This is a genomic window from Micromonospora sp. DH14 (assembly GCF_029809455.1).
GTDB classification, from domain to species: domain Bacteria; phylum Actinomycetota; class Actinomycetes; order Mycobacteriales; family Micromonosporaceae; genus Micromonospora; species Micromonospora parva.
This window is the reverse complement of record NZ_JARVKT010000010.1, coordinates 34,690-54,980: the sequence shown is the minus strand read 5'-3', so window position 1 is coordinate 54,980 and position 20,291 is coordinate 34,690. Positions and strand designations below refer to the sequence as shown.

At 71.6% G+C, this 20,291-nt stretch carries 14 protein-coding genes and 1 pseudogene; 9 read left to right on the top strand and 6 right to left on the bottom strand.

The genetic code is table 11. From position 1 onward, the window contains the following. Nucleotides 1–107 precede the first annotated feature (107 nt). Nucleotides 108–3,638 (top strand): DNA polymerase III subunit alpha, encoded by a 3,531-nt coding sequence (gene dnaE / locus QCZ28_RS15350; RefSeq protein ID WP_279517293.1) that lies wholly within the window; start codon nucleotides 108–110, stop codon nucleotides 3,636–3,638. Between the two features lie 53 nt (nucleotides 3,639–3,691). Here dnaE and abc-f read toward each other — a convergent pair whose 3' ends face one another. From abc-f to QCZ28_RS15335, 3 genes are all read right to left on the bottom strand, one after another. Then, entirely contained in the window at nucleotides 3,692–5,329 is a 1,638-nt protein-coding gene (abc-f, locus tag QCZ28_RS15345) for a ribosomal protection-like ABC-F family protein (RefSeq protein WP_279517292.1), read from the bottom strand. A 385-nt stretch (nucleotides 5,330–5,714) separates the two neighbouring features. Further along, nucleotides 5,715–6,410, bottom strand: a complete 696-nt coding sequence (locus tag QCZ28_RS15340; RefSeq protein WP_279517291.1) for a response regulator — start codon at nucleotides 6,408–6,410, stop codon at nucleotides 5,715–5,717. Next, a complete protein-coding gene (locus QCZ28_RS15335) occupies nucleotides 6,407–7,993 on the bottom strand; it encodes a sensor histidine kinase (RefSeq protein WP_279517290.1) in 1,587 nt (528 codons plus the stop codon). The genes QCZ28_RS15340 and QCZ28_RS15335 overlap by 4 nt, the downstream gene beginning before the upstream one ends. Before the next feature lie 97 nt (nucleotides 7,994–8,090). On the opposite strand from QCZ28_RS15335, the gene QCZ28_RS15330 reads away from it, so the two are divergent. Beyond that, a complete protein-coding gene (locus QCZ28_RS15330) occupies nucleotides 8,091–9,470 on the top strand; it encodes a cation:dicarboxylase symporter family transporter (RefSeq protein WP_279517289.1) in 1,380 nt (459 codons plus the stop codon). Nucleotides 9,471–9,490: 20 nt separating this feature from the next. On the opposite strand, the gene QCZ28_RS15325 is transcribed toward QCZ28_RS15330, so the two are convergent. Together QCZ28_RS15325 and QCZ28_RS15320 are read right to left on the bottom strand one after the other, a co-directional pair. Beyond that, nucleotides 9,491–9,682, bottom strand: a complete 192-nt coding sequence (locus tag QCZ28_RS15325) for a hypothetical protein (RefSeq protein ID WP_279517288.1) — start codon at nucleotides 9,680–9,682, stop codon at nucleotides 9,491–9,493. Nucleotides 9,683–9,809: 127 nt separating this feature from the next. Next, on the bottom strand, nucleotides 9,810–10,763 hold the full coding sequence (locus QCZ28_RS15320) for a DUF4231 domain-containing protein (protein ID WP_279517287.1): 954 nt from the start codon (nucleotides 10,761–10,763) through the stop codon (nucleotides 9,810–9,812). A gap of 229 nt (nucleotides 10,764–10,992) precedes the next feature. Here QCZ28_RS15320 and QCZ28_RS15315 point away from each other — a divergent pair, with 229 nt between their 5' ends. Together QCZ28_RS15315 and QCZ28_RS15310 are read left to right on the top strand one after the other, a co-directional pair. After that, entirely contained in the window at nucleotides 10,993–11,313 is a 321-nt protein-coding gene (locus tag QCZ28_RS15315) for a hypothetical protein (RefSeq protein WP_279517286.1), read from the top strand. 74 nt (nucleotides 11,314–11,387) lie between these two features. Then, nucleotides 11,388–12,253 (top strand): IS5 family transposase gene (locus tag QCZ28_RS15310; protein WP_279517437.1). Its coding sequence is split into 2 segments (ribosomal slippage): nucleotides 11,388–11,727 and nucleotides 11,727–12,253, totalling 867 coding nucleotides; the frame shifts between segments, so codons are not numbered across the junction. A 75-nt stretch (nucleotides 12,254–12,328) separates the two neighbouring features. Here the strand turns inward: QCZ28_RS15310 and QCZ28_RS15305 are convergent. Then, on the bottom strand, nucleotides 12,329–12,949 hold the full coding sequence (locus QCZ28_RS15305) for a hypothetical protein (protein ID WP_279517285.1): 621 nt from the start codon (nucleotides 12,947–12,949) through the stop codon (nucleotides 12,329–12,331). Nucleotides 12,950–13,133: 184 nt separating this feature from the next. Between QCZ28_RS15305 and QCZ28_RS15300 the strand changes: the two are divergent. The 5 genes and pseudogenes from QCZ28_RS15300 to QCZ28_RS15280 all read left to right on the top strand — a co-directional run. Further along, nucleotides 13,134–14,894, top strand: a pseudogene (locus tag QCZ28_RS15300) (serine/threonine-protein kinase); the annotation flags it as partial. A 165-nt stretch (nucleotides 14,895–15,059) separates the two neighbouring features. Beyond that, nucleotides 15,060–15,431, top strand: a complete 372-nt coding sequence (locus QCZ28_RS15295; RefSeq protein WP_279517436.1) for an RICIN domain-containing protein — start codon at nucleotides 15,060–15,062, stop codon at nucleotides 15,429–15,431. 73 nt (nucleotides 15,432–15,504) lie between these two features. After that, nucleotides 15,505–16,917 carry an FAD-dependent oxidoreductase gene (locus tag QCZ28_RS15290; RefSeq protein ID WP_279517284.1) on the top strand — a complete coding sequence of 471 codons (1,413 nt, stop codon included), beginning with the start codon at nucleotides 15,505–15,507 and terminating at the stop codon, nucleotides 16,915–16,917. Nucleotides 16,918–17,004: 87 nt separating this feature from the next. After that, nucleotides 17,005–19,188 carry an FUSC family protein gene (locus tag QCZ28_RS15285; RefSeq protein WP_279517283.1) on the top strand — a complete coding sequence of 728 codons (2,184 nt, stop codon included), beginning with the start codon at nucleotides 17,005–17,007 and terminating at the stop codon, nucleotides 19,186–19,188. Between the two features lie 58 nt (nucleotides 19,189–19,246). Next, nucleotides 19,247–20,284, top strand: a complete 1,038-nt coding sequence (locus tag QCZ28_RS15280) for an aminotransferase class V-fold PLP-dependent enzyme (protein WP_279517282.1) — start codon at nucleotides 19,247–19,249, stop codon at nucleotides 20,282–20,284. The last annotated feature ends 7 nt before the right edge of the window (nucleotides 20,285–20,291 follow it).

Here is a 20,291-nt window from a genome sequence, read left to right as displayed (position 1 = left end):
ACGAGGGCCACCCTCGGCGCGGACGGTGGAGCCGCCGAGATCACCTCGGTAGGGTAGGTCCCGGTCGGCTCGACCAACAAGATCCACACCGCCGGGGGGCGCCACGCATGGCTGATTCGTTCGCGCATCTGCACGTGCACACCGAGTACTCGATGCTCGACGGAGCGGCCCGACTGAAGGACCTGTTCGCCGAGGCCAAGCGGCTGGGCATGCCCGCTGTGGCGATCACCGACCACGGCAACATGCACGGCGCGAACGACTTCTACAACCAGGCGATGGCCGCCGGGATCACCCCGATCCTGGGCGTCGAGGCGTACGTGGCGCCGGAGTCGCGCTACCACAAGGCGCGGGTCAAGTGGGGTCGCCCGGAGCAGAAGAGCGACGACATCTCCGGTAACGGCGCGATCACCCACAAGACCATGTGGGCGCGCAACGCGCAGGGCCTGAAGAACCTCTTCACCCTCAACTCGCGCGCCTCCATGGAGGGGCACTACGTCAAGTGGCCCCGGATGGACATGGAGCTGATCGCCGAGCACGCCGAGGGGATCATGGCCACCACCGGCTGCCCGTCCGGCGCGGTGCAGACCCGGCTGCGGCTGGGTCAGTTCGACGAGGCCCTCAAGGTCGCCGCCAGCTACCAGGACATCTTCGGCAAGGAGAACTACTTCCTGGAGATCATGGATCACGGCCTCTCCATCGAGAGCCGGGTCCGCGAGGGGCTCACCGAGATCGCCCGCAAGCTGGACATCCCGCCGGTGGTCACCAACGACTCGCACTACACCCACGAGGCTCAGGCCACCGCCCACGACGTGCTGCTCTGTGTGCAGACCGGCAGCAACATCGACGACCCCAACCGGTTCCGGTTCGAGGGCGGCGGTTACTTCATCAAGAGCGCCGACCAGATGCGCGCGGTGGACTCGTCCGAGCTGTGGCAGGAGGGCTGCCGCAACACCCTGCTGGTCGCCGAGAAGGTCGACCCGAAGGGGATGTTCGAGTTCCACAACCTGATGCCGCGCTTCCCGGTGCCCGAGGGTGAGACCGAGGAGTCCTGGTTCCGCAAGGAGACCTTCGCCGGTCTGGGCCGTCGCTACCCGAACGGCATCCCGGAGGGGCACGTCGTCCAGGCGGAGTACGAGCTGGGCGTCATCAACCAGATGGGCTTCCCGTCCTACTTCCTCGTGGTCGCCGACTTCATCCAGTGGGCGAAGAACCAGGGCATCGCGGTGGGTCCGGGCCGTGGTTCGGCCGCCGGCTCGCTGGTGGCGTACGCGCTGGGCATCACCGACCTGGACCCGATCCAGCACGGCCTGATCTTCGAGCGGTTCCTCAACCCCGAGCGGGTCTCGATGCCGGATGTCGACATCGACTTCGACGAGCGTCGGCGCGGTGAGGTGATCAAGTACGTCACCGACAAGTGGGGTGAGGACAAGGTCGCCCAGATCGCGACCTTCGGCACGATCAAGGCGAAGGCCGCGATCAAGGACTCGGCCCGGGTCCTCGGCTTCCCGTACGCGGTCGGCGACCGGATCACCAAGGCCATGCCGCCGGCGGTGATGGGCAAGGACATCCCGCTCACCGGCATCTTCGACAACAAGCACCCCCGCTACGCGGAGGCGGGCGAGATCCGCGGCCTGTACGACTCCGACCCGGACGTCCGCAAGGTGATCGACACCGCCAAGGGCATCGAGGGGCTGATCCGGCAGACCGGCGTGCACGCCGCCGGCGTCATCATGTCCGCCGAGCCGATCATCGAGCACATCCCGTTGATGCGCCGCGACGCCGACGGGGCGATCATCACGCAGTTCGACTACCCGACCTGCGAGTCGCTCGGGCTGCTGAAGATGGACTTCCTCGGCCTGCGCAACCTGACGATCATCGACGACGCGGTCAAGAACATCGAGCTGAACCACGGCCTGAAACTCGACCTGCTCGGCCTGCCGCTGGACGACAAGGCCGCGTACGAGCTGCTGGCCCGCGGTGACACCCTCGGCGTGTTCCAGCTCGACGGTGGGCCGATGCGGTCCCTGCTGCGGTTGATGAAGCCGGACAACTTCGAGGACATCTCCGCCGTCCTGGCCCTGTACCGGCCCGGCCCGATGGGCGTCGACTCGCACACCAACTACGCGCTGCGCAAGAACGGCCTGCAGGAGATCACCCCGATCCACCCGGAGCTGGAGGAGCCGCTGCGGGAGATCCTGGCACCCACCCACGGCCTGATCGTCTACCAGGAGCAGGTGCAGCGGGCCGCGCAGATCCTCGCCGGTTACAGCCTCGGTCAGGCGGACCTGCTGCGCCGGGCCATGGGTAAGAAGAAGAAGGAGATCCTCGACAAGGAGTTCATCCCGTTCCGGGACGGCTGCCGCGAACGCGGCTACTCCGACGAGGCGATCCAGGCCGTCTGGGATGTCCTGGTGCCGTTCGCCGGGTACGCGTTCAACAAGGCGCACTCCGCCGCGTACGGCCTGGTCTCCTACTGGACCGCGTACCTGAAGGCGCACTACCCGGCCGAGTACATGGCCGGGCTGCTGACCAGCGTCGGCGACGACAAGGACAAGATGGCGCTCTACCTGGCCGAGTGTCGCCGGATGCGCATCCAGGTGCTGCCACCGGACGTGAACACCTCGGCCGGGCCGTTCACCCCGGTCGGCAAGGACATCCGCTTCGGCCTGGCCGCCGTGCGCAACGTCGGGGCGAACGTGGTCGCCTCGATCATGCGCTGCCGGGAGGAGAAGGGCGACTACACCGACTTCTACGACTTCCTGTCCAAGGTGGACGCGGTGGTCTGCAACAAGAAGACCATCGAATCGCTGATCAAGGCAGGCGCGTTCGACTCGATGGACCACCCCCGCAAGGGCCTGCTCGCGGTGCACGCCGACGCGATCGACGCGTACGCCGACGTCAAGCGCAAGGAGGCCGTCGGCCAGTACGACCTGTTCGGCGCCGGCTTCGGTGACGCCGACACCGGCAGCACCACGGTGATGCCGACCATCGGCGACAGCGAGTGGGACAAGCGCGACAAGCTGGCCTTCGAACGGGAGATGCTCGGCCTGTACGTCTCCGACCACCCGCTGTTCGGCCTGGAACACATTCTCAACGCGGCGGCCGACACCACCATCGCCTCGCTGGCCGAGGAGGGCGCGGTGCCCGACGGGGCGGTCGTCACCCTCGCCGGCATTCTCTCCGGGGTGCAGCGCCGGGTCACCAAGCAGGGCCGGGCCTGGGCGTCGGCCACCCTGGAGGACCTGGCCGGCGGGGTGGAGACGCTGTTCTTCCCCAACACCTACGAGGTGATCGGGCAGTACATCGCCGAGGACGCCATCGTGGTGGTCAAGGGTCGGGTGGACCGCCGCGACGACACCCCACGGATCATGGCGATGGACATGTCCATGCCGGACGTCAGCACCAGCGCCACCAACAAGCCGGTCACCCTCACCATCCCGGTGCACCGGTGCACACCACCGCTGGTCGAGCGGCTCAAGGAGACCCTGGTGCTGCACCCGGGCGACACCGAGGTGCACGTCAAGCTGCAGAACGGCGGGCGTACCACCACCCTGCGGCTGGGGCCGTTCCGGGTGGCGCCGACGACCGCCCTGATGGGTGACCTGAAGAGCGTCCTCGGCCCGGCCAACGTGAGCTGACCGGGCCTCGGCCCGGCCGGCGCGAGCTGACCGGGCCGGGGACACCGCCGGGCTCAGCCCCGGTCGGGGGCGCTGATCTCCCGCAGTTGGCCGTCGGCCAGCCGCAACCAGCGCTGCACGCCGATCTCCGCGAGGAACCGTTCGTCGTGGCTGACCACCACGAACGCCCCCTGGTACGCGGCGAGCGCGCTCTCCAACTGACCGACGCTGACCAGGTCCAGGTTGTTCGTCGGCTCGTCGAGCAGCAGCAGTTGCGGTGCCGGTTCGGCGCAGAGCACACAGGCGAGGGTGGCGCGTAGCCGTTCGCCACCGGAGAGCACCCCGACGGGCAGGTTGACCCGGGCGCCCCGGAACAGGAACCGGGCGAGCAGGTTCATCCGTTTGGCGTCCGGCAGGCTCGGCGCGTACGCGGCGAAGTTCTCCGCCACCGTACGGTCGAGGTCCAGCAGGTCCAGCCGCTGCGACAGGTACGCGATCCGCCCGTCGGCCCGCCGGATCTCGCCGCCGTCCGGCTCCAGGTCGCCGGTGACCAGGCGCAGCAGGGTGGACTTGCCGACACCGTTCGCCCCGGTCAGCGCGATCCGTTCCGGCCCCCGGATCACCAGGTCCGCGCCGTCGCCGCCAAACAGGTCCCGGCCGTCGAAGCGGGCCCGCATCCCCTGGCCGGAGAAGACGGTGCGCCCGCCCGGGACGCTGGTGTCCGGCAGGTCGACGGTGATCCGGTCCTCGTCGCGTACCGCCCGCCCCGCCTCGTCGAGTCGGGCCTTGGCCTGCCCGAGCCGGCCGGCGTGCGTCTCCTGCGCCCGGCCCGCCGACTCCTGGGCGCTGCGCTTGAGGCCGCCGGCCACGATCCGGGCCAGACCGGCGTTCTTCAGGTTCTTGGCGGCGTTGCTGGCCCGCCGGTCGGCGCGCTCCCGGGCCTGCTGCATCTCCCGCTTCTCCCGCTTGACCTCCTGCTCGGCGTTGCGCAGGTTGCTCTCGGCGACCTCCCGCGCGGCCTGCACCGCCTCGGTGTACGCGGTGAAGTTGCCCCCGTACCAGCGGATCTCGCCCCGGTCCAGCTCGGCGATGCGGTCCATCCGGTCCAGCAGTTCCCGGTCGTGGCTGACCAGCAGCAGGCACCCGGACCAGCCGGTGAGCACGTCGTAGAGCTTGTGCCGGGCGTCCAGGTCCAGGTTGTTCGTCGGCTCGTCGAGCAGCAGCACGTTCGGGCGGCGCAGCAGTTGCGCCGCCAGGCCGAGGGAGACCACCTGACCGCCGCTGAGGGTGTGCAGCCGCCGGTCGAGCGACAGCTCACCCAGGCCGAGCCGGTCCAACTCCGAGCGGGTGCGCTCCTCGATGTCCCAGTCGTCGCCGATGGTGGCGAAGTGTTCCTCGCTGGCGTCGCCGGCCTCGATGGCGTGCAACGCCGCGACCCGCTCGGCCACGCCCAGCACCTGCGCCACGCTCAGGTCACCGGCCAGGGGCAGCGTCTGCGGGAGGTAGCCGAGCAGGCCGTCGACGGTGACGCTGCCGCCGCTGGGCCGCAGCTCCCCGGCGATCAGCCGCAGCAGGGTGCTCTTGCCGGCGCCGTTGGGCGCGACCAGGCCGGTGCGACCGCCCGGCACGGTGAAGGACAGGTCCGAGAAGACCGGGGTGTCGTCCGGCCAGGAGAAGGACAGATTCGAGCAGACGATGAAAGCATCAGACATTGCGAGTGACCTCAGAAGGTGGGGTGGGCGTGCGTGAACCGCCCGACGACGAACGGGACCGGTGGAACGACGTCATGGCCACCGCGGCTGCGCCTTACGCGCGCCGAACCGATGGCCGAACACATCCGGTCTCACCCGGAGATGTCGTCGTCACCCGCCATGTCTGGTCTCCCTGGTCGTGCCGCTAACCCAACCCGCCCAGTCTAACAACGGATCTTCCGCGCGCCACCGGGTTCCCGGGCCGCCAAGCCCGGTGGCGGCGCGCCTCGCCAAGATCCGCGCAACATCGGGGATGTTGCTGCTTCGCGGCCGCCGGAGGCAGCAATATCGGGGAACTTGCTCGGATCTTGGCGAGGTCTGCGGTCCCGCGGATGCGCGGTCATGTTCAGCGGGGTCGGTATTCGACCTCGGGGCGGCCGGGGGTGCCGTAGCGGGGGGTGCGGGCGGCCCGGTCGACGGTCACCAGGTACTCCAGGTAGCGGCGGGCGGTCACCCGGGAGATGCCGGTCAGCGCGCTCACCTCGGTCGCGGACAGCCCGGCAGCCGCGCGGGTGCCGTCGGTGAGGGCGGCGCGTACCCGATCAAGGGTCTGCGCGTCGAGCCCCTTGGGCAGGCTGTGCCCGGCGGTGCCGCGCAGGGTGGCGAACATCTGGTCCACCTCGTGCTGGGCGGCGACCTCGCCGTCGGCGAGCGCCTGGGCGCGGTAGTCGGCGTAGCGCTCCAGCTTGTCGCGGAACGCGGCGAACGTGAACGGTTTGAGCAGGTAGTGGGTCACCCCGAGGGACACGGCGGTGCGCACCACCGCCAGGTCCCGCGCGGACGTCACGGCCAGCACATCCACGCTGCTGCCGGCCGCGCGCAGCGCCCGGCACACGTCCAGGCCGTGCAGGTCGGGCAGCCGAAAATCCAGGAGTACGAGGTCCACGCCGCCGCCGTGGTCGGCGCGCAGGGCCGCCATCGCCGCCCGCGCGGTGTGCGCCACCCCGACCACCACAAAACCGGGAACCCGTTCGGTGTACGCGCTGTGCGCCTCGGCCAGCAGCGGCTCGTCCTCGACGACGAGCACCCGGATGTCGGTCATGACCGCTCGATCCGGCTCGGCAGCCGGACGGTGAACAGACTGCCACCGTCGTCCGAGCGATCCACCTCGGCGCTGCCGCCGTGCCGGCGCACCACCTGCCCGACCAGCGCCAGGCCGAGGCCGCGGCCGGTGCTCTTGGTGGACCAGCCGCGCCGGAACGCGTCGGCGACCCGCTCCGGTGCCAGCCCGGGGCCGCTGTCGGCGACCCGGACCACCAGTTCGTCGTCGGCCGCGCCGACGAAGACGCGTACCCGGCGGGGCGCCGGGGTGCCGGCCACCGCTTCGAGCGCGTTGTCGACCAGGTTGCCGACCACGGTGAGCAGGTCAGCGGTCGGCAGCGGGCTGTCGTCGAGGCGGCAGTCCGGTTCGACGACCAGGTCCACTCCGCGCTCGCCGGCCTGCGCGGACTTGCCGAGCAGCAGCGCCGCGAGCGCCGGTTCGGTCACCGCGCCGACCACCCGGTCGGTCAGCTGCTGGGCGAGGGCCAGGTCGCGGGTGCCGAGCCGGACGGCTTCCTCGGTGCGGCCCAGCTCGACCAGGGTCAGCACGGTGTGCAGCCGGTTGGCCGACTCGTGGGTCTGCGCCTGCAACGCCTCGGTCAGCGCCCGCACCGAATCCAGCTCGCTGGCCAGGGTGCGCAGCTCGGTCTGGTCGCGCAGGGTCAGCACGGTGCCGAGCGCCGCGCCCTCGAAGCGGGCGGTCCGCTGGTTGGCGACGAGCACCCGGTCACCGGCGAGGATCGGCTCGTCGCGGGCGTCACGCCCGGAGTCGAGCAACTCGGCCGCCGCGGGTGGCAGGTCGATCCCGGCCACCGGCTGGTCGATCACCGGCGCGTCCGCGTCGAGCCCCAACAGGCGGCGGCCCTCGTCGTTCACCAGCGCCACCCGACGATCGGTGGTCAGCACGACGAGACCTTCCCGCACCGAGTGCAGAACGGCGTCGTAGTACTCGTACATCCGGGTCATCTGTGCCGGCCCCAGACCGTGCGTCTGGCGACGCAGCCGGCGGCTGAGCAGCCAGGAGCCCGTCGCGGCGAGCGCCAGAGCCGGCGCGGCCACCCCGAACAGCACCGGCAGTTGGCCGAGCAGCTTACGGTCGATGGCCCGGGTGGTGATGCCCACCGAGACCAGACCGACGAGGTGCCGCTGCTCGTCGTACACGGGAACGACAGCGCGCACCGACTCGCCGAGCGTGCCGACGTTCGTGGTGGTGAAGGGGCGGCCGGCCAGGGCGGGCCCGATCTCGCCGACGAACGGCTGGCCGATGCGCTCCCGGGTGGGGTGTGAGAAACGGGTGCGGTCGGGGGCCATCACCACCACGAAGTCGGTGCCCGTGGCCAGCCGGGTCGATTCGGCGTACGGCTGCAGGATGCTGGCCGGGTCGGCGGTGATGAGGGCGGCGCGGACGTCGGGGGAGCGCGCCACCGTCTGCGCCACCGCGAGCACCTCCTCCTGCGCGGCCTGGCGGGAGTCGCTGCGGGCCAGCCAGACGGCGCCCGCCGCGCCGGCCAGCACCAGCAACGTCACCACCATCGCCTGGAGGGCGAAGAGTTGCCCCGCGATGCTCCACTGGCGTCGGGCCACCTCCACCACCTCCTCGTCGCGCCGCCGTTGCCGCCGTCGCGGTGAACAGAATGACCGCAAGGCTGTCAACGGGTGAGACGCGCTTCACATTGTCGACATGGACACCACCGCATCCGCCGCCACCCCGGCACCGGCGGTCCGCCGGGACCGTACCCGTTACCTGTATCTGGCCGTCATCGTGGCCGTCGTCGCCGGCATCGTGGTCGGCCTGGTCGCCCCCGATTTCGGCAAGGAACTCAAGCCGATCGGCACCGGCTTCGTCAACCTGATCAAGATGATGATCAGCCCGGTCATCTTCTGCACCATCGTGCTCGGCGTCGGCTCCGTCCGGCAGGCCGCGAAGGTCGGCAAGGTCGGCGGCCTGGCCCTCGGCTACTTCCTGACCATGTCGACGGTCGCGCTCGCCATCGGCCTGGTCGTCGGCAACCTCATCCACCCCGGCTCCGGCCTGAACCTCGGCCCGGACCTCGCCGGCTCGGGCAAGGCCGCCGCCGGTGACGAGGCGGCCGGTACCGCCGACTTCCTGCTCGGGATCATCCCGACGACGCTGCTCTCCGCGCTCACCGAGGGCAAGGTGCTCCAGACGCTGCTGGTCGCCCTGCTGGTCGGGTTCGCCGTCCAGGCCATGGGACAGCGGGGTGAGCCGGTGCTCAGCGCCATCACCGTCATCCAGCGGGTCGTCTTCAAGGTCCTCGCCATGATCATGTGGCTGGCGCCGATCGGCGCGTTCGGCGCGATGGCCGCCGTGGTCGGCGCGACCGGCGTGGACGCCCTCAAGAGCCTCGCCCAGATCATGGTGGGCTTCTACGTCACCTGTCTGATCTTCGTGCTGGTCTTCCTGGGCGCGCTGCTGTGGTTCGTGGCCCGGATCTCGATCTTCTCGCTGCTGCGCTACCTCGGCCGGGAGTTCCTGCTGATCCTGTCCACCTCGTCGTCGGAGTCGGCGCTGCCGCGCCTGATCGCCAAGATGGAGCACTTCGGCGTGAGCAAGCCGGTCGTCGGCATCACGGTGCCGACCGGCTACTCGTTCAACCTGGACGGTACGGCGATCTACCTGACCATGGCGTCGCTGTTCATCGCCGACGCGCTGGGCAAGCCACTCGCCGTCGGTGAGCAGATCTCGCTGCTGCTGTTCATGATCATCGCCTCGAAGGGCGCCGCCGGTGTCACCGGCGCCGGGCTGGCCACGCTGGCCGGCGGCCTCCAGTCACACCGACCGGACCTCGTCGACGGGGTCGGACTGATCGTCGGCATCGACCGGTTCATGTCGGAGGCCCGGGCGCTGACCAACTTCGCCGGCAACGCGGTGGCGACAGTGCTGGTGGGAACCTGGACCGGCGAGTTCGACCGGGACCGGGCGGTCGGGGTGCTGAGCGGCAACGACCCGTTCGACGAGGCCACCATGGTCGACGAGCACGACGACGCGGCACCGCGCCCCGACGAGAGGGAGACCGCGCCGGCCGGAGCGCCGGCCTGATGCATGGACGTGGACCGGGCTTAGCGGCGGCCCCGGCCGCCGTGCCCCCGGTCCACGCCGTGCCCCCGGTCCGGGCCGTGCCCCCGGTCCGGGCCGTGCCCCCGGTCCGGGCCGTGCCCCCGGTCCGGGCCGTGCCCCCGGTCCGGGCCGTGCCCCCGGTCCGGGCCGTGCCCCCGGTCCGCGCGGTGACGCCGGTCCGCGCGGTGATCCACTCCGCTTTCTGAATATCGGGGTATCCGATCGGCCCCGACACCGCGCTTTCCTGAAAACCGAGTCGATCTCCGGGCGGGGATCTCCGGGCGGCGGGCGGCGGGGGCGAGGGGCGAGTGCTGGGCGGTGTCAGCGTCGGCGTGCGCGCCACATCGTGTGTTCCCGGGAAATCGCCGTCTCCGTGTCATTCACGAACCGCGACAGTTCGGCTTCCGTACTGATCCGGGTGGCCAGTGACCCCATGGCGGCAAGCTCCTGACTGGCCAGCGCGTAGGCGGTCGCCACCGCCCCGTGTTGCCGCGTCTGGGTCCAGGCCGCTCCGGCCGCGACCGCCGCGGCGGCCACCCCGAGCAGGTCGAGGTCCGTCAGTCCGGCAGCCCTCGACACGGCCAGGGTCACCCCGACGATCTCCAGCACGAGCATGGTCACCGACCAGCGGGTCGCCCGCGCCCGGTTCGCCAGCGACCGTTCGGCGTACCAGGCCCGCTGGGCCTCGAGACGGCCGACCAGGTACGCGGCGCGGCGCTCCTCAAGGGGGGTGGCGCGCAACGCACGCATTCCGTCAGTGATCTGTTGCCCGGCCACCGCGGGAGCCGCCAACCCGGCCGCCGACATGTCCCCGGTCAGGCCCAACAATCGGTTGGTGAATTCCTGGACGCTGTCCGATTCGCTCTGTGATCGGGGAAAAGGGTCAGCCGCGACGGTGAATCGCCAGGTGAGTGATTTGATGGATTCGGAGAGGGCCCTGCCGACGTACCACCGTTCATTCGGACGATTGGTGAGGAGAAAGACCTCGACGATCGAGGTGGCGGCGAACGCGCCCGCCGCCAGCGCCGGGCCGAGGGCGAAATTGTCGAGCTTCCAGGTGGCGACTCCCGCGACAGCGGCCACCAGGAGCAGGGACAGCCGCAGCGCGACAAGGGTGGCGTACACGCGTTGGCCGCGCTGCGACTCATCGGACACGGCGCGCTGAAACGGGGGAAGATCCTCGGCCTTCAGCATGTCGTTGACCCTCTCGACAGAACATCCAGGACATCGACAGTCGGACGCCAGCCTCTGTAGACAGTAGACACCCCCGTCCACCCGCCCCAACCCCCACGTCACCCCTGGTGATCAAGAGGTTCGCGTCACGACACACCGGGATGGCGTACGTAAAGCTCTTGATCACCAGGGCGGTGGACGTCATTCCGGGTGGGGCGGGGATGATGTGGGGGTGGAGGTGGGGGAGGCGCTGCGGTTGGCTCGGTCGCAGTTGTGGTCGGACCGGGCCCGCGCCGGGCGTAACCTGAGCCCTGTCGTTGGGCGGGAACCGGTGGACACCGTGGTGCGGAGCCTGCTTCTCGACAGCGCGAACACCGCGGTCACCGATGCCACCGCCGAGGAGTTGTTGCGGCGTCGTGACCCGGCTGGCCTGCGTCTCATCGCGGCAGCGTGGCATCTTGCTGAGCCGGAGCAGGGGGATCATCTCACCGGTTGCCTGAGCGCCGTCTTCTTCGAGCTCGCCGGCGCGGGGCCGGAGGACCGGCTCCGTTTTCGCGTCGCGCTCCGGAGTCTGCTGGATGATCCCGACCCGGCAGTCCAGGCCGGTGCCCGCGACCTGCTTGATCGAGTCGCACGAGCGCTACCGGACTAACGCGCACGAGCGCTACCCGACTAGGGCGTGTCCTGCCGATCTTGTAGTGGTTGGTCGTTGACGATGTGTCGGTGGTGCGTCGTGGCGAATTGACTGACGAGGCGTGGGTGGTGATCGCGCCGTTGCTGCCCGAGCCGGGTGGTGCGCGGGGGCGGTGGCGGGATCACCGGCAGGTCATCAACGGGATCCTGTGGAAGCTGCGCACAGGTGCGCCGTGGCGTGATCTGCCGGAACGCTTCGGGCCGTGGAAGACCTGTCACGAACGCCTGCGCCGGTGGACCGCTGACGGGACATGGGATCGGATCCTCGCCGCGGCGCAGGTCCACGACGACGGCACACCGGTGCAGTGGACGATCAGCATCGACTCGTCGATCGTGCGGGCGCACCAGCATGCCGCTGGCGCCCGCAAAAAAGGGGCTCCCCGACAAGTCCGACGACACCTGGTGCGGAAGATGGCGAGGCGATCGGCCGGTCACGAGGAGGGTTGAGCACGAAGATCCACCTCGCGGTCGACGGACGCGGACGGCCGCTGTCGATCCTGCTCACCCCCGGCCAGGCCGGCGACAATCCGCAACTCCTGGCGTTGCTGGACGCGATCCGGGTCAACGAGCCCGGGCCGGGTCGGCCCCGCAAGCGGCCTGAGGTGCTGATCGCGGACAAGGGCTACGCGCATGACTCCACCCGCCGAGCCCTGCGCCAACGAGGAATCCGGCACGTCATCCCGGAACGCTCGGACCAGGTCGCCCGCCGTGCCGCCAAGGGCAGCCACGGCGGGCGACCGCCGGCCTTCGACAAGGTGGTCTACAAGAAGCGCAACGTCGTGGAACGCTGCTTCAACCGGCTCAAACACTGGCGAGACCTGGCCACCCGCTACGCCAAACGCGCATCCCTCTACCGATCCAGCCTGATCCTGATCGCCGCCATCATCTGGCTTCCATGATCGACAGGACAGGCCCTAACGCGCACGAGCGCTGCCGGACTGAGCGGCAGCAGGCGGCGCCGGGCCGTTCGGGGTTCATGAGGTGGCGGGGTGGGGTGTGGCGGTCGTGTCGCAGGGGGTGCCGATGCCGAGGTTGACGCGGTCGGTCCGGCCGTCCGACGTCACGATCAGCGGTACGCAGGCGACCTGCGCGACCCAGGCGCCGCCGACGAAGGCCAGCCAGTGCGCCTGCCCACCCTCGGGAGTGCAGGCGTGCACCGTGACGGTCGTCGCGGGCGCGCCGGTGCCGCCCCACCCGAGCCGGGCCCTGTCCTGCCAGCCCGGTGCCACCCGCAGGTCGACGACAGTGCCGGCGCGGACGACGAGCCCCCATTTGGCGAACAGTCGCGCCGCCGGATCGGCCTCCCCGGAGTCGCCCGCCGTCAGCACTGGGGTGTCGGGCACCGCGACGTCCTCGCCCACCAACCGGTAGCCGGCCGGCGGTGCCGGCAGCGCATCGACCGATGGCGTGCACGGCAGCCCGGCACCGCTGGCCGGCGCCGCCCGGTCAGCCGGTGTTGCCCCGTCGGCCGGCGCTGAGGTGGGCTGGCGCGGGTCACCTGCCGGCGTGCAGGCGGACAGGACCACCGCCAGGCACAGGCCGCCCAACCCGGCCGCGGCGCGTCCGGTCCGGCGCTCCGCAGAATTCGAATTCATTCGATATTTATAGCAGGACGCCGATATACGCGTTGGTAACATCGCGGTGGGCGACACTGCTCGTAACCAATAGCGGAAATGAACGACCGGTAACCAGTCGATCTTGCGTGTGACATATCCAACTGTCGCATTTCCAGCCGCCACAAGAATTGGGTACGTAAACCAGGGCAGGTACCTTCCTGTCGTGCCAGACGCCTCTCGACAGTTGATTGCCGATCGCTATCGGCTGGTCCGTCCGCTCGGCCAGGGCGGGATGGGTCGCGTGTGGCAGGCCCGCGACGAGATGCTGCAGCGCGACGTCGCCATCAAGGAGTTGGTGGCACCGCCCGGCCTACGCGACGACGAACGTCGGGAGATGCGCGAACGGTCCATGCGTGAGGCGCGGGCCGTCGCCCGTCTGGGCCACCCCAACGTGGTACGCGTCTTCGACGTGCTGCACTCCGGCGGCGACCCCTGGATCGTGATGGAGCTCGTGCCGTCCCGGTCCCTGCAACAGGTGCTCGAAGCCGAGGGGTCGATGCCGGCGGACCGCGCCGCACGGATCGGGCTGGGCATCCTGGGCGCGCTGCGGGCCGCCCACCGCGCCGGTGTGCTGCACCGGGACGTCAAGCCGGCCAACGTGCTGCTCGCCGACGACGGCAGGGTGGTGCTGACCGACTTCGGTCTGGCCACCCTCCCCGGCGACCCACGGATGACACAGACCGGGATGGTGCTCGGCTCACCGGCGTTCCTCGCGCCCGAGCGGGCCACCGACGGCGACGTGGGGCCGGCGGCCGACCTGTGGTCGCTGGGCGCCACCCTCTACGCGGCGGTCGAGGGACGCACCCCGTACCACCGCTCGTCTCCGATCGCCACGCTGGCGGCCCTCGCCACCGAGCCACCACCGTCGGCGCGACGGGCCGGTCGGCTGACCCCGCTCCTGGAGGGACTGCTGCGCCGGGAGCCGGAGCAACGGATCAGGGCCGAGGAGGCGGACCGGCTCCTGCGCCAGGCCGCCACTGGGGATGTGCCGGCGACTGAGGTGAGCGGTGCCGGCGGCGGACCGCTGACCCGGATCACCACCGCCACGGCCGACCTGCCCCGTCCGACGATCGTGCCCGAGTTCGTCCCCGCCGAACCCGGTCCGCCCGCGTCGCCGGCCCTCCCCGACGCGTTCGACGCCCCCGCGGCACCGGCTGCCAACGCCGCGCCGCCTGCCACCACGTCGCCCGCCGCCACCACGTCACCCGCCGCCGCGCAGGCCGGCGTCGCTGCCGCACCGGCTGCGCCCATGTCGCCGGCTGTGCCCCCGTCACCCGCTGCCGCCCCGGTGCCTGGAAAGGGTCGTCAGCGTCGGGCGCGGCTGATCGGGTCGATCGGGGCGGCCGTGCTGCTGGTCGTCCTGCTGGTGGCCGCGTCAGTGCTCAAGGGCGGGCTGTTCGGCGACGCGGGTGCCGGCGACGTCGCGGCGCCGGCCGTGCACCCGTCGCCGGTCGCCGAGACGCCGGTGTCCAGGGTGCTGCCACCGCCGCCGGCGGGTTGGCGCTACCACCGTGACGATCCGCGCTTCCTCGTACCGGTGCCGGACGGCTGGCAGGCCCGGCGCGACGGTGGGCGCGCCGTGTTCCGCGAGCCGGACGGCAGCCGCGTGCTCGTCGTCGACGAACTCCGGTCCGTCCCCGCGGACCCGCTCGCGCAGCTGCGGGCGCGGGAGACGGCGCAACGCGGCCGGTACGCCGACTATCGGCAGGTCCGGCTCGACGCGCTGCGCTACCAGCTGCGGGCCGCCGAGTGGGCGTGGACGTACACCGACGAGGACGGCACGCCGATGCACACGTCGAGCCGGGTGTTCGTCGGCCACAACGGGCACGCGTACTCGATCGACTGGACCACCTCGGCCGCCGAATGGTCCGCGAGCGAGGCCGTCCTCGCGCTGATCACGGATGGTTTCCAGGGCCTACCCGTCGCGGGTGCCCCGCCGTCGCGAGCCGCCAGCGCGCCACCGTCGGCCGGTGCGCCGCCGCCGTCGACCGGGACGGGCAGCAACACGACCACCGCTCCGGGTAACCAGGCGCCGCCGTCCGCTCCGCCTCCGTCTCCGACGAAGAGCAACCCGCCCGCCGGTAAGCAGATCTCCAGCTTCGCCAGTGACCGCTGCATCGACATCCCGGAGGGCAACGCCTACGCCGGCGCGCGACCGCAGATCTGGGACTGTCGACGGACCGCGAAGCAACTGTGGACGTTCCCGTCGGACGGCACCGTCCGCTCGATGGGTTTGTGCCTTGATGTCGCCGGCCACTCCACCCAGGACGGGGCGCACGTCATCCTGGCCGAGTGCTCCGGCGCGTCGTCGCAGAGGTTCACCCTCAACAAGGCGTACGACCTGGTGAACACCAAGGCGGACAGGTGTGTCGACGTGGTCGACTCGAACCCGGACAACGGCGCCCGACTGCAGATCTGGCAGTGCACCGGCAACGCGAACCAGAAGTGGCGGGCCAGCTGAACGCTGACGGCGGGGGCGGCGGTGGTTACGGTCGTGGATGCCACGCTTTCCCGACCGTCCGAGGAGTGATCGCATGCCCCCCTCTCCGTCCCGGCTCTTCGCGGAGATAGCGACGGCCGAACGACCGGCCGAGACCAGAGTCGTCATGCGACGTGCGGTGGTGCTCGGTGGCAGCATGGCCGGGTTGCTGGCGGCCCGGGTGCTCAGCGACCACGCCGAGGAGGTGCTGATCGTCGAACGGGACCCGTCCGACGTCGACGCCGGGCCACGACCGGGGGTGCCGCAGGGCAGTCAGGTGCACGCGTTGCTGCCCGCCGGTCAGGTCCAGTTGGAGCGCTGGTTTCCCGGCATCGCCGACGAGGCGCTCACGCTCGGCGCTCCGCCGCCGCCGCGCGACCCGGGCACGGCGAAGGTCTTCGTGAACGGCATGTTGGGCCTGCCACCCGCGGCGACCGGCACCGGGCCGGCGCTGATCACCACGCGTCCGTTCCTGGAGTCGCTGGTCCGGCGGCGCACCCTCGCCGTCGACAACATCCGCATGGTGTACGGCCGGGCGGAGGGCCTGCTCTTCGACGAGCGGCGGGTCACCGGCGCCCGGTACGTGCCCGAGGGCGGCACCGAGCCCGTCGTCGAAGCGGCCGACCTGGTGGTCGACGCGATGGGGCGGTCCAGCCGGTTGAGCGACTGGCTGGCCGAGCACGGGTGGCCGCGTCCGCCCCTGCAGCGCATGCCGATCAAGCTGAACTACGCCACGGCGCTCTTCAAGCGCGACGAGAAGGTCAGCGACGCGTGGGTGGCGGTCTTCCACACCATGGCGGGCAGGGGGCGTACCGCCCGGATCGGTGGCATCAACTCGGTCGAGGGGGACCGCTGGATCATGCTGGTGGCCGGCTACGACGGTGACCGGCCCAGCCGCGACGTCGCCGACTTCACCGCCCGCTGCCGGGAGCACTACCCGCAGATGTTCGGTGACATCGCCGAACACGGGGAGATGCTCGGCGGGGTGGTCACGTACCACCAGGCCGACAGCCGACGCCGCGACTTCCACAAGCTCGACCGCCTCCCCGCCGGACTGGTCGCCGCGGGCGACGCCGTCGCGTCCTTCAACCCGGTGTACGGCCAGGGCATGACCTCCGCGACGCTGCACGCCTCCTGCCTGTCCAGGTACCTGCGATCCGGGCCGAAACCGCACGACGAGCCGGCGCGGGCGTACTTCGAGCAGGTCCGGGTGGTGGTCGACGCGGCCTGGCAGATCTCCACCACCGCCGACATCGAGCTGCCGCACGTCGACGGGCCGTACCCGCCCGGCTACAGGGTCACCAAGTGGTTCGGGGACCTGCTCTTCCGGGCGTCGCTGACCGACCCGGTGATCAACGCCCGACTGGGTCGGGTCACCACCATGCTCGACCATCCGGCCGCCCTGAGCCGCCCCGGCACCCTGTTGCGGGCTCTCCGGCTCGGTCTGCTCGGCAGCTCCCGGCGATGATTCGTCGCTAAACCCGCCGCCCGTGGCGGGGCGCGGTGGAGAATGGTGGGCCGGGGAGGGCTGCTGCGACGGACCGGGGGAGCGGTAGTGCTCGGAACCAGCCTCCTTGGCCGGCTTCGCCGCCGTGACCCGGGTGACGTCATCCTGCGACGCGCGGCACGACTGACGCTCGTCGCGTCGGTCGTCTTCTTCGGCTGCCGCTACGGTGCGGGCAACTCCACCCTCGCCACGTACGGGTTGTTCGGCACGATCGCGGCCGGGTCGTTCGCGCAGCTGCCGGGTCCGGCGCCGCAGCGGGCACGGATCCTCGTGCTGTCGCTACCGGTGGTGTGGGCGCTCATCGCGGTGGGCTCGCTCCTGGCGTGGAGCACGTGGGCGGCCGCCGGCGGCATGCTCGTCGTCGGGTTCGTGGTGGCGTTCGCCGGGGTCGGCAACCCGCGCCTGGTGGGGTTGGCGAGCGCGTTCCAGCTCTTCTACATCCTGGCGTCGTTCCCGCCGTACCAGCCGGGCACGCTGCCGGCGCGACTCGGCGGGGTGACGCTCGCCGTCGTGCTGCTCGCCGCGGCGGAGGTCGTCCTCTGGCCCGACCCGGTGCCGGTCTCCTACCGGCAGCGCCTCGCCGCGGCGGCGGACAGCCTCGCGGCCTTCCTCGACGACACCGCCGCCACGTTGACCGACCCGCACACCGCCGGGGCCGACCGGGACACTCGGCGCGCGCGGGCGTACGACACGATGGCGGCGATCGAGCTGGGCCGTACCCCCGCGACGTGGGCGCCCACCGCGGCGGGCGCGCAGGACCGGGCGTTGCGGATCTGCGCCGCCGCGCTCCGGGAGGCGCTCGTCGAGGCGGACCGGCTCGCGGCGGACGCCCCGCCGGAGCCGATTCCGGACCTGGCGGCGGCGCGTCTGCTGCGCTCGTGCGCGGAGACGACCCGTGTCGCCGGCCGGAGCCTGTCGCCGGGTGCGCCGGCGGTGACCCTCGCCGACCTGGACGTCGCGGTCGGACGAGCCGAGGGCGCGTACCCCGTGGGAGCGGGCAGCGTCCGCGACACGCCGGACGTGCAGCGGTTGTGCCGCGACGCCACGGCGCTGGCCCTCGCGGACCAGGTGCGGGTCTTCGCCGTCGGTTGCCGGGTGGCCGCCGGGGCGCGGCTCGACGATCCGCACAACTCCTCGGGGCTGTTCGAGTACGCCCGGCACAGCCCGTGGAGGCTGTACTGGTGGCAGTTCCGCTCGCACCTGGCGCCGCGCTCGGCCCACCTGCACAGCTCGCTGCGGCTGGCCGTGGCCCTCGCCATCGCCCGGGTGGCCGCCGGGGTGTTGCAGCTGACCCACGGCTTCTGGGTGCTGCTGGCCACCCTCACGGTCCTGCGCACCTCGGCCGCCGACACCCGCACCGCACTGCGGCCGGCCGTGCTGGGCACGATCATCGGAGCGGTTGTCAGCGGCGGGGTGATGCTCGTCGTCGACGAACCGGTCGTCTACGCCGTCGTCCTTCCGGTCACCCTGCTGCTGGCCCTGGGTGTTGGCCGCCTGCTCGGTCCGGTGTGGCAGCAGGCGCTGTTCACGGTCCTGCTGACCGTCGTCTTCGCCCAACTCAGCCCGGAAGGCTGGCGGCTCGCCGAGGCCCGCCTCGTCGACGTGCTGCTCGGTACGGTGATCGGCGTGCTCGCCGGGGTGGCGATGTGGCCGCGCGGGGCGGGCCACGACCTGCGGCACAACGCTGCCCGCTACCTGGCGGTCAACGCGGACGCCGTCGACCAGACGGTCCGGGCGGCGCTCGGCGCCGCGCCGCCACCCGATGCCGCCCTCGACCGGGTCCGCCGCCGGATGGTCCTGGTCGACTCGTCGTACTGCCAGTACCACTCCGAACACCACGATCCGCGCCACGAGCAGGTGAACTGGGATGCCGTGCTGAGCGCCGGGCACCACGTCCTGCCCGGCGCGCAGTCGCTGCTGCGCCGCAACCCGCCCGGCTGCCTCGCAGGCTGGCCCGAGGCGGCGGCGCTGCTGGCGGACGCCGCCGGCCGCCTGCGCTCGGCGTACGGCACCCTCGCCGACGAGGTCGCCCACGGCCGGACAGCGGGCCCGGCACCGGTCTCGATGACCTGCGTCGACCAGCTGGACCGGATCCGTCCGCTGCTGCGCGGGGCCGACCTGCGGTCCGTCCGGCACCTGGTGGAGGTCGACCGGTGGCTCGCCGGCCTCGCCGACAGCCTCACCAGGATCCAGCGGCCCACCGCCGACGAGTCGGCCGGGCACCGCCGGTGAGGCCGCGGGTCGCCGATTGGCAGTGCCCGTCGCGCCGGGCCCGACATAGCGTCGTGGCATGGAGATCGAGCAGGCGCAGAAGCTGTGGCAGCCGGAGCCGGGCTGGTTGAACACCGCCAGCTACGGGCTGCCGCCGGAGCCGGCGTGGGCGGCGGTGCAGGAGGCCCTTACCGCCTGGCGGGTCGGTCGTACGTCGTGGGAGGGCTGGGGCGAGTCGACGCACCGGGCCCGGGTAGCGTTCGCCGGCCTGATCGGGGTGCCGGCCGGTGACGTGGCGGTCGGCGCGGCCGTGTCCCAACTCCTCGCGCCGGTCGCGGCGGCGCTACCGGCCGGTGCCACGGTGGTGGTCCCCGAGGTCGAGTTCACCTCGAATCTCTTCCCCTGGCTGGTGCAGCGGGAGCGGGGTGTCACCGTCCGTACGGTGCCGCTGGAGTCGCTGGTCGACGCCATCGACGCCGACACCGACCTGGTCGCGTTCAGCCTGGTGCAGTCGGCCGACGGGGCGGTCGCGGCGTACGACGAGATCGTGGCCGCGGCCCGCGCGCACGACGCGCTGGTGGCGGTGGACGCGACGCAGGCGTGCGGGTGGTTGCCGTTCGACGGCGGCCGGGCCGACGTGGTGGCGGTGGGCGGCTACAAGTGGCTGATGAATCCGCGCGGGACCGGGTTCGCCTATCTGGCCCCCGCGCTGCGGGAGCGGCTGCGCCCCGACGCCGCCGGCTGGTACGCGGGCGACGACCCGCACGCCTCCTACTACGGTCCGCCGCTGCGGTTGGCCGACGACGCCCGCCGGTTCGACATCTCACCGGCCTGGTTCAGCTGGGTCGGCGCGGCGCCCGCCCTGGAGGTGGTCGCTGAGATCGGCGTGTCGGCGATCGGGGCGCACAACGTGGCGCTGGCCAACCGGTTCCTGACCGGGCTGGGTCGGCCACCGGGGGAGAGCGCCATCGTCAGCGTGGACGTGCCCGACGCGCGGCAGCGCCTCGCGGCGGCCGGCATCCGGGCGGCGGTGCGCGCCGGTCGGGTCCGGGCCTCCTTCCACGTCTACTCCACCGAGGCCGATGTGGACGCCGCGCTGACGGCGTTGACCGGCTGAAATCCGA